This is a genomic window from Faecalicatena faecalis (assembly GCF_012524165.2).
Classification (GTDB): domain Bacteria; phylum Bacillota; class Clostridia; order Lachnospirales; family Lachnospiraceae; genus Faecalicatena_A; species Faecalicatena_A faecalis.
This window is the reverse complement of the sequence record NZ_JABACJ020000001.1, coordinates 243,708-256,220: the sequence shown is the minus strand read 5'-3', so window position 1 is coordinate 256,220 and position 12,513 is coordinate 243,708. Positions and strand designations below refer to the sequence as shown.

13 protein-coding genes are annotated in these 12,513 nt (G+C 41.0%); all 13 read right to left on the bottom strand.

What is annotated here, in order from left to right:
* Positions 1 to 452: 452 nt before the first annotated feature.
* A complete protein-coding gene (gene gatY, locus HGO97_RS01195) occupies positions 453 to 1,304 on the bottom strand; it encodes a tagatose-bisphosphate aldolase subunit GatY (RefSeq protein ID WP_216238618.1) in 852 nt (283 codons plus the stop codon).
* Positions 1,305 to 1,319: 15 nt separating this feature from the next.
* Positions 1,320 to 2,282 carry an ABC transporter permease gene (locus HGO97_RS01190; RefSeq protein ID WP_246597245.1) on the bottom strand — a complete coding sequence of 321 codons (963 nt, stop codon included), beginning with the start codon at positions 2,280 to 2,282 and terminating at the stop codon, positions 1,320 to 1,322.
* 12 nt (positions 2,283 to 2,294) lie between these two features.
* The gene (locus HGO97_RS01185; RefSeq protein ID WP_216238617.1) at positions 2,295 to 3,794 is read right to left on the bottom strand and encodes a sugar ABC transporter ATP-binding protein; all 1,500 of its coding nucleotides are present in this window, start codon (positions 3,792 to 3,794) and stop codon (positions 2,295 to 2,297) included.
* Positions 3,795 to 3,867: 73 nt separating this feature from the next.
* Complete coding sequence (locus HGO97_RS01180) at positions 3,868 to 4,848, bottom strand: substrate-binding domain-containing protein (RefSeq protein WP_246597244.1); 981 nt, start codon at positions 4,846 to 4,848, stop codon at positions 3,868 to 3,870.
* Positions 4,849 to 4,850: 2 nt separating this feature from the next.
* A complete protein-coding gene (gene pfkB / locus HGO97_RS01175; protein ID WP_216238611.1) occupies positions 4,851 to 5,804 on the bottom strand; it encodes a 1-phosphofructokinase in 954 nt (317 codons plus the stop codon).
* Positions 5,797 to 6,429, bottom strand: a complete 633-nt coding sequence (dhaL, locus tag HGO97_RS01170; RefSeq protein ID WP_216238608.1) for a dihydroxyacetone kinase subunit DhaL — start codon at positions 6,427 to 6,429, stop codon at positions 5,797 to 5,799. The genes pfkB and dhaL overlap by 8 nt, the downstream gene beginning before the upstream one ends.
* A gap of 6 nt (positions 6,430 to 6,435) precedes the next feature.
* Positions 6,436 to 7,437: a dihydroxyacetone kinase subunit DhaK gene (locus tag HGO97_RS01165; protein ID WP_216238607.1), complete on the bottom strand. Its 1,002-nt coding sequence runs from the start codon at positions 7,435 to 7,437 to the stop codon at positions 6,436 to 6,438.
* Between the two features lie 14 nt (positions 7,438 to 7,451).
* On the bottom strand, positions 7,452 to 8,342 hold the full coding sequence (locus HGO97_RS01160; protein ID WP_216238606.1) for a class II fructose-bisphosphate aldolase: 891 nt from the start codon (positions 8,340 to 8,342) through the stop codon (positions 7,452 to 7,454).
* 20 nt (positions 8,343 to 8,362) lie between these two features.
* The gene (locus tag HGO97_RS01155) at positions 8,363 to 9,223 is read right to left on the bottom strand and encodes a MurR/RpiR family transcriptional regulator (RefSeq protein ID WP_246597243.1); all 861 of its coding nucleotides are present in this window, start codon (positions 9,221 to 9,223) and stop codon (positions 8,363 to 8,365) included.
* Between the two features lie 493 nt (positions 9,224 to 9,716).
* Complete coding sequence (locus tag HGO97_RS01150; RefSeq protein ID WP_216238603.1) at positions 9,717 to 10,253, bottom strand: bL17 family ribosomal protein; 537 nt, start codon at positions 10,251 to 10,253, stop codon at positions 9,717 to 9,719.
* 124 nt (positions 10,254 to 10,377) lie between these two features.
* Entirely contained in the window at positions 10,378 to 11,337 is a 960-nt protein-coding gene (locus HGO97_RS01145; RefSeq protein WP_216238602.1) for a DNA-directed RNA polymerase subunit alpha, read from the bottom strand.
* Between the two features lie 54 nt (positions 11,338 to 11,391).
* Positions 11,392 to 11,985 (bottom strand): 30S ribosomal protein S4, encoded by a 594-nt coding sequence (gene rpsD / locus HGO97_RS01140; RefSeq protein WP_216238601.1) that lies wholly within the window; start codon positions 11,983 to 11,985, stop codon positions 11,392 to 11,394.
* Positions 11,986 to 12,085: 100 nt separating this feature from the next.
* Complete coding sequence (rpsK, locus tag HGO97_RS01135; RefSeq protein ID WP_009001882.1) at positions 12,086 to 12,481, bottom strand: 30S ribosomal protein S11; 396 nt, start codon at positions 12,479 to 12,481, stop codon at positions 12,086 to 12,088.
* Positions 12,482 to 12,513: the final 32 nt, after the last annotated feature.

Below are 12,513 nucleotides of genomic sequence, written 5' to 3'. Positions count from 1 at the left end.
AAATGCCGGTGCTGCAAAGGACGACCTCGGCTAGCGCTTCTTGAAATGAAATTGATTGGCATCGAATGTGACCGCGCCATGTTCCATATCAATCCCCCTAAAGCTGTAATATCGATTACATCCGACAGAACATGTGGTGTCGCTGTGACCATTATTTTGTTGATTACTTTTCTGGGGAATGGAAAGGTCTTTAATCTGCTTCTGAAATCAGGATTACATCTGCTGCCCCCCACAGTTTCTTTGCCAACTCAATACGTGCTTCTGCCCTGACGCTTCGCTGTACCGTATAAACATTTCGTACGCCTGTTGCCTTAACCAGCGCACGTTCTTACGTCTATAAGGACCTGACTCTCCCCCGGCTCAGTAATCGGTACATCATTGATTTCAAATATGTATGGTGCCTTAAGCATATACTACTCTCATATGTTCTCCTTCTATCCGTACAATCCCCCTCATGCCTGTCCAGCACAGCCGCAGACGCACATCTTATCCTTCACATATTGTTTGACCGCTTTTCTCCCGGCTGCACCGTATTTTTTAGGGTCTATGGCGTCGGGATGCTCGCTCAGATATTTCGTTACTCCTTTGGTAAATGCGATTCTAAGATCTGTCGCATAATTCACCTTACAGATTCCTCGTCTGATACACTCCTTTACGACATCATCCAGCACTCCAGATGTGCCATGAAGTACTAACGGCACTGTCACAAGGCTTCTGATTTCACTCAGCCTCTCTAGATCCAAATGCGGCTCACCTTTATATACACCGTGTGCAGTTCCTATTGCAACGGCAAGGTAATCAATACCGGTCCTCTCAGCAAAAATTCTTGCTTTTTCAGGATCTGTATAGAGATTCTCTTCTCCACCGACCAAATCATCTTCCTTGCCGCCTACCTTTCCCAATTCAGCTTCCACAGAAACCTTTCCCGGATGACATGCATCCACGACTGCCTTCGATATTTCAACATTATCATCAAATCCATCATGCGATCCATCTATCATGATAGAAGTATACCCCGCTCGATACGCCTGCATCGCAAGTTCAAACGAATTTCCATGATCCAAATGAATCACGACTGGGACATTCGTCTGTTCTGCTGCGACTCTAATGTTTGCATAAAAGTATTCCACGCTGGCATATTGTATCGTAGATGGAGTGGTCTGCAGAATTACAGGAGACCTCATCTCTTCTGCAGCCGCCACAACTGCCTGTACCATCTCCATATTTTCTACATTGAATGCACCAACTGCATACCCTGAATCCTGTGCTTTTATCAATAATTCTTTTGCTGCTACAAGTGACATTTTATCTCCCCTATCCTATTTTCTGAATTGATCCATGATTACAGCGATTAAAATTATGATACCCATCGCCACGGTCTGCCAATAGGACGAAACCCCCAGCAGACTCAGTGCATTATTGATGATTCCGATTACGAATAATCCGAATACAGTCTGAATGATGCCGCCACGTCCACCTGACATGCTGGTTCCCCCCATTGCTACGGCGGCGATTGCGTTCAACTCGTATCCCTGTGCTGCCGTTGCCTGTCCATTCTGCAGCTTTGACGCAAGCACCAGGCCACCCAGAGCAGAAAGCATACCAGAAATGATATAAACAGAAAACTTAATTTTCATAACACTGATGCCCGTAAGCTTTGCCACTTCCTGATTACTCCCGACCGCATAAATGTGTCGTCCGTAAGCCGTTTTTGAAAGAATGACATAAGCGATTACCAAAACGATTACCATAAGGATAATCGACACTGGTATCGCCCCCAGTTTTCTTAAGCCAACGAATCCGAAACTAGCAGGAAGCCCAAACACCGGTTTTGCATCCGTCGCAACATAAGCAAGTCCTCGCGCGACATTCATCATCGCAAGTGTCGCAATAAACGGAGGAACATTTAATTTGGATATACAGAAACCATTCACACAGCCACAGATTCCACCAATCACGACAGAAACCAGAATAATCAGCAGCAGCGACAAGCCTACGCTCGCAACAGGAAACTGTTTGATTAAGGAAGCTCCTACAACGCCTGACAGTGCAGCAACAGAACCAACTGATAAATCGATTCCATCAGACAGAATAACAAAAGTCATACCACATGCTATCAATGCATTGATCGATACCTGTATTAATACGTTTAAGATATTTCCACCTGATGCAAATCTTGGAACAAATAGCATCGACAGAATAAATAATATAATCAGAAAAAATAACATCGTATTGTTCTTAACAAAATTTTTCCCTTGTACCATCGTCTTTTTATCACTCATAATTGCACCACCTTATACTTTTCCAACACTCGCCAATGACATAATCACTTCTTCTGCTGCGTCTTTTTCATCAACAAATCCGGTTACCCGTCCTTCCCTCATAACCATTATTCTATTAGCAACCCCTAATATTTCCGGCAATTCAGATGAGATCATGATAATGCTTCCACCATTTTCTACAAAGGATTTCATCAATGCATAAATCTCAGATTTCGCATTCACATCAATACCTCTCGTCGGCTCATCCATAATTAAAATCTTCGATTCTGCTAAAAGCCATTTTGCAATTACGACCTTTTGCTGATTACCACCCGATAAATTCTTGGTTATCTCATTTTCGGAAGGTGTCTTTATGCTCATCTTCTTAATATATTCCTTAGAGGCATTTTTTTCCCATTTAAAATTGATAAATCCTTTATGTGATTTTTTCTTTATAGCAGCTAACGACGCATTTTCCTTTACCGACTTTTCAAGCAGGAGCCCCTGCTGTCTTCTGTCCTCAGGAATCAATCCAACGCCCAACCGAATTACATCTCTTGGTGTCCTGGCCTGATACAACTGGCCGAAGAGTTTACATTCGCCACTATCTGCCTTCTCTGCTCCAAACACCGTTCTCATCACTTCTGTGCGACCTGCTCCGATCAATCCGGCAATACCTAATATTTCCCCTTTATAAAGTTGGAAGGAGACATCTTCAAACTCCCCTTTTTTTGTCAGATGTGATACATCTAAGACAACTTCGTTTTCATCACTGCAGTGAGCCTTGTAATAATATTGTTTCATCTCCCGGCCGACCATCATGGCAACCATCTGATTCTCTGTGATATCCGCCACTGGAACCGTATCTATCAGTATTCCATCCCGTAATACGGTCAGCGTGTCTCCGATTTCTAATATTTCTTTCAGTCTGTGAGAAATATAGATGACGGCCACATTATCCTCCCGCAATTTGTTAATTACTTTAAATAATGCCTTCACCTCAAAATCGGATAGCGAAGAAGTCGGTTCATCCATGATTACCATTTCACTGTTCTGTGAAACTGCTCTTGCAATCTCGACCATCTGCTTTTCACCATTATTCAGGTCTCTGATGTATGATTTAGGATTGATAGATATCCCAATCGTATTCATTAATTTCTGGGCTTCTTTTATCATCTCTGACTTGTTTAAAATTTTTCCGCCTTTCTTAATCTCACGCCCCAGAAAAATATTCTCGTATACCGTCAGATCTTCAATCACACTGAGTTCCTGGTGTATCACACTTATACCATGCTGCTGTGATTGTCGGATATTTGTATAATTAGCCTTTTCTCCTCTAACGAAAACATCTCCCTTGTCGGCGTAATAAACTCCAGATATAATCTTTATAATCGTAGATTTACCAGCTCCATTTTCTCCGAGAAGGACATGCACCTTCCCCGGATAAAATGAGATTGAAATATCTTGCAGAACCTTAACACCAGGGAATTCTTTATATATATGTTTTAATTCTACTATTGGAGTTTTTTCCATTCTGCATTTCCTCCTTTTATAATGGGGATGGAAACCTTTCCATCCCCTGCCCTTTTTGTATAACTAATTCCGATTACTCTGCATTTTCCTTATCAATAATATAAGGTGCGATCTTAATTTGCTTTTCAGGTGTACCGCCATCAAGCTTTGTTTTAACAGCCTCTAATGTCTCGTTTGCAATTGCTTCAGGGTCCTGTGCCACATCAGCGACCCAGTTTCCACCAGATTTAATGGCCTCAACACCTTCTGGATTCCCATCATAACCAATAATCTTTGTATCTTTTCCTGCTGCATCAATAGAGGATAATGCACCAATAGCTGCCGGATCGCCTACTGCAAATACAACATCAATATTTTCATATTTAAGCAGCATATTCTGCATTACGTCAGCTGCTTTCTGCTGATCTCCAGAATAATTCTGAATATCGACGACATTGATGTCAGGAGCATTTTCTTTTACATAATCAGTAAATCCTTTTTCTCTCTGGATACAGGCTTCAATCTCAGAATATGTTATTACCGCAGCATCCCCCTTCTTGTCCGTAAGGATCTTGTCAATCATATATTCTGCTGCCAACTGTCCACCTGTATAATTATCAGTTGCAACGTGGCTTACTACCTCGCCGTCTGACTGAATGTCCATCGTGAAAACAGGAATACCAGCTTCATCAGCTAACTCGACCATCGATTTGCTGCCTGCTGAATTCGTAGGACAGATAATAATCGCATCTACACCCTGGGTAATAAAATCTTGTACCTGACTTAACTGTTTATTAGCATCGGCCGCTGCATCCTGGATAAGCAGATCCCATCCTAATTCATCAGCCTTGCTCTCAAGTCCCTTCTGAATATTGTTGTAGAACACATGTGTACTGTTCAGCAGACTGACGCCTACAACCACCTTATCATCCTTTGATGTACCTTCACTCTTGGTATCTGTGTCTGCTGAACTCTTTTTTGATGTATCCGGGTCTGAACCACATCCAACCGCCATGACTACTACCATCGATAATACCAGCCCAAATGATACCAATTTCTTCAAACCATTTTTCATAATCATATTCCTCCATTTCTCTTTTCAGTGATTTCTACATCGTTTACCAAATCCAATAATTCAGCTTTCTCACACAACTCTGTTCCTTCGTGGAGCAATGACCCCGTAGCCGCTGCCACTGCATATCTGAGGTATTCCGACTCGCTTAAGCCGTGATGAATCGCATAACAGATTCCTGCAACCATAGAATCACCGGCTCCCTGGATTCCTCTGATCTCCACAGACAATCCCTTCGCTGAATATACGGTATCCTTCGATATTAAAACAGCTCCCTTGCTGCCCCTAGAGACACATACATACTTCACCCCCTCCTTTATAATCATATTGGCTGCTTTAATAATTTCTTCTTCTGTTTTCGTTGGCAGATTAAATGTCAGTCTCAACTCATCCTCATTGGGCTTAATTAGAAATGGTTTCGCTTTTATCGCCTGAACCAGCAACTCCCCGGTGGCATCAACAATCACTTTGACCCCATATAGACCGGCTGTTTCTGCAATCTCTTTATAAATTTTCTGACTAATCCCCGGTGGTATGCTTCCTGATAAAATTAAAATATCCGTATGAGTCATAAGCGCTTTCATTAAATCTAATAACGCTTTCTGATACTTCCTGTCTACATTTTCCCCTTTATCGTTAAATTCACTCATCACTTTACGGGAATGATCGAAGATCTTCACATTTGTCCTGAGTTCTCCTGGAATCTGGATCAAGCGCGTTTCAATGTTTTTTCTATTCAAGAATCCCTTAAACTGGGAAGAATCTTTTGTGAATGAAAAACCTGCGACTACGTTCTCCAAATCAAAATGATCCAAAACGATACTCGTATTGATACCTTTCCCTGAAATATCTTTTTGGGTTTTTATTACTTTATTTGTGCCCCCATATAGAAACTCTTCAATCGTGACCGTCAAATCAACACAAGGATTCAAAGTAACCGTAACAATCTTCTTACTCATGCGCGTTCACCCAATCTGACATTTCCTGAAATATAATCCATATAGAAGTAGCACCGGCATCCTGATAACCAATTGCATTGTCACCAAAATATTTAGCACGTCCAAATCTAGCTCTATATTTTTTGGTATCTTCCGCTCCATTTCTTGCTGCGAGGGCTGCCCTGTTCAATGCCTGTTTCATTGTCTCTTTATTCTCTGCGCTCTCTTCAAGGGATATCACTGCTGGTTCAAAAGCATCTACCATTGTCTTATCCCCAGGTTTCGCCTTTCCCCTTTTTTTCAGAACATCTAGTGATTTTCTAAAAATATCCGCAAAATCTCCGACTATTATCTCCTGATGCGGTTCCCTTTCGGAAATACCGCTGATAAAAATGGTTCCAAACAACACTCCAGACGCTCCCCCCATCGTATCTAGAAGTGTCATCCCGACTGTTTTGAAAACAGCTTCTACAGACACGGCCTCCAACTCTTCAAGCTCCTTTTTCACATTCCGAAATCCGAATGCCATTCCAATGCCATGATCTCCATCCCCAATTTTCTCATCAATCTCTGTCAGCATTGCTTCGCTATTTACCATTTTTTCAGCTACAGCCAGGAACATCTGTCTGCACTCTTCTGAAGTCATTTCACATCACCTCTTTTCCATAATCTTGAAAAATGGCGCATCTGCCGGTGTATTATAATATTTCTCCAGCTCCTCATCTAGTTTCAGCATTGAAATGGATAAGCCAGCTGCTCCAGGTGTCACATATAGCCTTTCTATCTGAATATCATATAATTGAATCTTCTTCTCTAATAATAAATCACAGCACCTGCCTGCTATGATACTAAGCTCAATCTGACTGGTCATACTATAACCATTTAACCAAATGGCCACCCTGTCGCCGGACCGAACCCCTAAATCTTCCAGCAGGCCTTCCATCAGTGTCTCTGCGATATCGTCAGCGGTTGAGATATCCGTTCTCAGGATTCCAGTCTCTCCATTGAACCCCATCCCATATTCCATCTTACCATCCTCCAGAGCAAAGCACTGCTTGCCTGTCACCGGTGAATACGAAGGGGCCGTTGTAACACTAAACGTCCCAATGCTGTCCTTTGCTTTTTCAAGCAGCCTGAACGTCTCATCAAGGCTGTTTCCTGCATCGGTTACTGCACCTGCAAGCTTTGTAAGAATCGCGATACCGCCTATACCGCGCCGCTCTTCTTTTTCATCACTGCCTGCAGAAGTAATATCATCATTAATATAAATCTGTCTTGTTTTAATTCCCTCCATGCCGGCCAGCTCACTTACAAGCTCAAAGTTCAGGACATCTCCGGCATGGTTTGTTACAATATATACGATACCCCTTTCATGCGGAACATTTCTCGTTACTTCCAAAATTGATTTGGCAGGAGGAGCACAGAACACATTGCCAACTGCGGCTCCATCAGCGAGTCCCTCGCCCACATAGCCAATCGGCCAAGGGTCCAGGCCGCTTCCGCCTCCAACAACAACTGACACCTTCTCTTTACAGTTCGTTTTCATGATTGCATTTACACCTGGAACACTCTGTACTTTTCCCTGACTCAGTTTCACATATCCATCAATCATATCTGATATCATACGTTCTTCTTGATTCACTAATCTTTTCATGTCCATCACCCTCATCACTTAGATAATGCGAATATTTTCATGACCTCTTTTACGTTTTCTTTCATGCTGTTTATTGCACATAGTGGAATCTCATGGAAAAAGACATTATTATTATCGCCTTTCTCCACTATCATCTCTCTCACAGCTTTCCCGCCTGCCAGGGCCATGTATGTATAATAATTAATCTTTTTTACTCCATTCTTGATTGCCTGCTTGTATTCATCCTCTGACAACCCAGAACCTCCATGCATAACGAATGGGATATCAATCTTATTCTTGATTTCTGTGATCCGGTCGAGATCCAGGACCGGTTTTTTGATGTATACGCCATGGCTTGTACCGAACGCTATTGCTAAGACATCTACTCCTGTCTCTTCTACAAATTTTTTTGCCACCTCAGGATTCGTATACACATCATCCACATTCTCAAAATCCTCTGCACTTTCGATTTCATCATATGTTTTTTTCTTTCCGACTCCCATGTCAGATGTAAAGATATGTCCCAGCTCAGCCTCCACAGTAATTCCCATATTGTGTGCGATGCTAACGACTTGTTTGGTGACTCTTACATTGTCTTCATAACCCGAAGCTGATGCATCAATCATCACAGACGTAAAGCCTTCCTTCATCGCCTCTACACAGCTTTCCAGTGATTCCCCATGATCAAAATGCACACACACTGGTACTATAGCTTTTCTTGCAAAGTGAAGCATAATTGGAGCAATGTCGCTAATGGAGATGATATCCTTATGCACCTCTGCATAACTGATGATGACTGGAAGATTCACTTCTTCTGCTGCTGTTACAACTGCACATACAGACTCATAATTGCAGCAATTAAATGCACCAATCGCATTTCCATGTTCTTTCGCATATGCCATTACCTCTTTTAGTGATACTAACATTTTCTTCCTCCTTATTTGGGTTATTTTTTTATATGTTCACTTTTCAGTTCCTCTGAAATAGTCTCATATACATCACAAGTCCTCTTTTCATCCTGCATTGCTAGAAGCATATAGATACAATCCATGACCGTAACCTGAGGAATATTCTCACAAGAAGGTTCGTAATATTTCCCCATTTCTCCCGCTTCATAATCATATGCACTGAAAATACAATATTTTGATGCCCTGGCTAATGGTGATTGTGCTACACTTGTTATTCCTACCGTTGTTGCTCCGTTCTTATTCGCCCGGAGCACACCTTCGACAACAGATTTTGATACCCCGAAATTACTTACTGCAATCACTAAATCATGTTCTCTGACCAAACTTGTAATAATGACCTGCTCGTGCGGATCATTAAATACCTGAACATTATATCCGAGTCTGTACAGCCTGGAGAATAATGCTTCTGTTGTAACTTTTGACCTTCCTACGCTTAATAAAATAATGCGTTCTGCCTCGGATATTAGCTTAGTTACGTTCTCGATGCCTGAAATATCAAGGTTCTTCCAAGTGTCTTCGAGCATTTGAATACTTCGTTGGAAAATTGTTCTGCACACGTCCTTTGTATTATTTCCATCCATCTGACCACTATACTGCATCCACGTATTGCCCGTTTTTCTTTCCGGTTTCTCGGACAGCGATGACACGAGCGCAAGCTGAAATAATTTATAATTTTCATATCCCATAATCTGAACAAATCTCGATACGGATGCATCGCTCACACCACTTTTCTGAGCCATCATATGCGCCCCTTCACGGGATGCATCTTCTGAATTTGCTATGATATAATCTGCAATTTTCTTCATTGCTGCATTCATCTGCGGATACATATTTCTCATCTTAATTATAATTTCTGACATATTTTCACCTATTTTTATGAAAGTTTATTTCATGAATATTTTTTTCTTGTTTGTAATTTTAATATACTCTTTACAGTCAATATTGTCAATATAATTTCTTTCTTCTTTTTCTATTTGTGTATTTTATACAATTTTACGTTTCATTTTTCTATATAAAGCTTTTTATTTTTGTTAGTTTTCTTTTTATCTTATGTTTTGTTGTCTTGTAATATTCACCTTAGAATATGTTTGAAAATTTGCAACATACGTTTAACCGTCTCAGAGCGTAAAAAACGTATGAGAAAGTCCGCATTATTACCGGTAATCTTTCCCATACGTCTTAAGTAGTAAAATCTGCTGTTAAGGGATTCAATGATTCTAAGTAGAGTCAAAAATGCAGATTTCTGCAATCAAGTACTGAGGCTGAAAAATAAACAGACGGTAGACGTAAGCGTTTTTCAATCCGCTTTGCGTCCCCGTCTGTCTAAGATGTTTAAACTAATTCAATCAGTACTTCCATAGCTGCATCACCTTTACGCTGGCCAATCTTTACGATTCTTGTGTAACCACCGTTGCGGTCTGCATACTTAGGAGCGATCTCTGTGAATAATTTCTCTACAAGATCAACTTCCTTTGTGTTTTTCTTTCTGCCTGCAGCCTGAGTAGGAACTTCTTTAACTGGGTAAAGAACTTTCAGCATCTCTCTTCTTGCATGAAGTCTGCTTGGCATATCTTTCTTGATCTTCTTGTCAACTTCGTCGTAAACAGTTACTTTCTTACCATCAACAACTTCTTTGACTCTCTTGCCATCTTTGTCTTTACGAGCAACTTTAGCTTTTACTGTAACTTCTTCGAAGTTATCTTTTTCTTTTACTGCCATAGCAATTAATCCTTCTGCTACTTTACGGATTTCTTTTGCTTTAGCTTCTGTTGTAACAATCTTACCGTTGTTCAGTAAAGCTGTTACTTGGTTTCTGATTAAGGCTTTTCTCTGGCTGGATGTTCTGCCGAGTTTTCTATACTTTGCCATTGTTTTTATCCTCCATTTTTCAACATTTGGTTATGCATCTTCGGGCTTATTAATCAAATGCTCCTGACATGCTCTTCGGACTTACTGACAGGATAATTCAAATAATAATATCATTGACAGGGAATTATTCGTCTCCCTGGTTCAACTCAAGGTCTAACTCTTTTAACTTAGCCAACACTTCTTCAAGTGACTTACGTCCAAGGTTACGCACCTTCATCATATCTTCCGGTGTCTTGTTCGTAAGTTCCTCTACAGTATTGATGCCGGCTCTCTTCAAGCAGTTGTATGAACGTACGGAAAGTTCTAATTCGTCGATGCTCATTTCCAGTACTTTTTCCTTCTCATCATCTTCTTTTTCAATCATAACCTCAGCGGCCTGTGCAACCTCTGATAAGTCGATGAATAATTTCAGATGTTCGCTAAGTACTTTCGCAGCAAGGCTGACTGCCTCGTCTGGAAGTAATGTACCTTTTGTCCATACATCTAATGTAAGTTTGTCGTAGTCTGTGATCTGACCAACACGTGTGTTCTGTACTGTCAGGTTTACACGCTCTACCGGTGTATAGATGGAATCAATCGGAATCACATCGATCGGTAAGTCTTCGCTCTTATTCTTATCTGCGCTTACGTATCCTCTGCCTTTTGTAATGGTAAGTTCCATGTACAGCTTGCTGTCTTTGCCGCCGCTTAATGTGGCAATGACCTGCTCAGGATTCATAATCTCGATATCAGAATCCGCCTGGATGTCAGCACCTGTTACAACGCCTTCACCTTCAAATTCGATATATGCGGTCTTTACTTCGTCTGATTCTGATGTGTTCTTGATTGCCAGTGATTTTAAATTCATGATAATCTCGGTCACATCTTCTTTTACACCCGGTATGGAGCTGAACTCATGCAGAACTCCATCAATCTTTACAGAACTGATAGCCGCTCCCGGAAGAGAAGAAAGCATAATTCTTCTCAGAGAGTTGCCGAGGGTCGTTCCATATCCTCTCTCAAGAGGTTCTACAACAAATCTTCCATATTTTTTATCTTCTGAAATTTCTGTAATTTCAATATTAGGTTTATTAAAATCAAACACTACACAGACCCTCCTTATGGGTTAAAGAATGTTTCCGTTTGCTATATTCAGGGATTATTTAGAATATAACTCGACGATCAGCATCTCATCAACAGGAACATCGATTGCTTCTCTTCTTGGAAGCTCTTTTACTGTACCTTTCAGGTTTTCAGCATCCACCTCTAACCATTCAGGAACCATGTTTCCGCCTGTTGCCTCTAAGATATCTTTGTATCTCTGGCTTCCTTTGTGTTTTTCTTTGATTTCAATTGTATCTCCAGCTTTCACAAGGTAAGATGGAATGTTTACCTGCTTGCCGTTAACAAGTACATGCTTGTGGTCAACAATCTGTCTTGCTTCTTTTCTTGTTCTTGCAAATCCCATACGGAACATTACGTTGTCCAGTCTGGATTCAAGAATAATCATCAGGTTCTCACCTGTCATACCTTCTAACTGTTTTGCTTTTGCATAGTAGTTTCTGAAAGGTTTCTCTAATACACCATAGATAAATTTAGCTTTCTGCTTCTCACGTAACTGAAGACCATACTCACTCATTTTTCTGTTAGATCTTTTTAACTGTCTGTTAGATTTTTTGTTAATTCCTAAATAGATTGGGTCCATACCTAATGAACGGCATCTTTTAAGAACTGGAACTCTATTTACTGCCATTTCGCTTCCTCCTAAAATATCAGCGGAAAATTGTATCCCTCACACAGGGCATGACATCCGCACATAAGTTTCTCAAGAATCTTTGCTATCTTCCGAATCACTACACTCTTCTGCGTTTCGGTGGGCGGCATCCGTTGTGTGGTACCGGAGTTACGTCCTTGATGCTTGTTACATCAATACCGCATGCCTGAAGCGCACGGATTGCTGCTTCTCTTCCTGATCCTGGTCCCTTTACGAAAACATCAACTGTTTTCAGGCCATGTACTAATGCTGCCTTTGCTGCTGTCTCAGCTGCCATCTGTGCTGCATATGGAGTAGATTTCCTTGAACCTCTAAATCCCAGACCGCCTGCGCTTGCCCATGAAAGAGCATTTCCCTGTGCATCTGTTAATGTAACGATTGTATTATTAAAAGATGACTGGATGTGTGCTTGTCCTCGTTCAACGTTTTTCTTGACACGTTTCTTTGTCACTTTTTTGGTAACTTTCTTAGCCATTTAAACTAACCTACTTTCTTGAATACTTGTGA

Coding starts and splice junctions, on each gene's coding strand:
- gatY (WP_216238618.1), bottom strand. CDS start 1,304: ATGTCACTTGTAGCAGCAAAAGAATTATTGATAAAAGCACAGGATTCA.
- HGO97_RS01190 (WP_246597245.1), bottom strand. CDS start 2,282: ATGAGTGATAAAAAGACGATGGTACAAGGGAAAAATTTTGTTAAGAAC.
- HGO97_RS01185 (WP_216238617.1), bottom strand. CDS start 3,794: ATGGAAAAAACTCCAATAGTAGAATTAAAACATATATATAAAGAATTC.
- HGO97_RS01180 (WP_246597244.1), bottom strand. CDS start 4,848: ATGAAAAATGGTTTGAAGAAATTGGTATCATTTGGGCTGGTATTATCG.
- pfkB (WP_216238611.1), bottom strand. CDS start 5,804: ATGAGTAAGAAGATTGTTACGGTTACTTTGAATCCTTGTGTTGATTTG.
- dhaL (WP_216238608.1), bottom strand. CDS start 6,429: ATGACTTCAGAAGAGTGCAGACAGATGTTCCTGGCTGTAGCTGAAAAA.
- HGO97_RS01165 (WP_216238607.1), bottom strand. CDS start 7,437: ATGAAAAGATTAGTGAATCAAGAAGAACGTATGATATCAGATATGATT.
- HGO97_RS01160 (WP_216238606.1), bottom strand. CDS start 8,342: ATGTTAGTATCACTAAAAGAGGTAATGGCATATGCGAAAGAACATGGA.
- HGO97_RS01155 (WP_246597243.1), bottom strand. CDS start 9,223: ATGAGAAATATGTATCCGCAGATGAATGCAGCAATGAAGAAAATTGCA.
- HGO97_RS01150 (WP_216238603.1), bottom strand. CDS start 10,253: ATGGCAAAGTATAGAAAACTCGGCAGAACATCCAGCCAGAGAAAAGCC.
- rpsD (WP_216238601.1), bottom strand. CDS start 11,985: ATGGCAGTAAATAGAGTTCCAGTTCTTAAAAGATGCCGTTCATTAGGT.
- rpsK (WP_009001882.1), bottom strand. CDS start 12,481: ATGGCTAAGAAAGTTACCAAAAAAGTGACAAAGAAACGTGTCAAGAAA.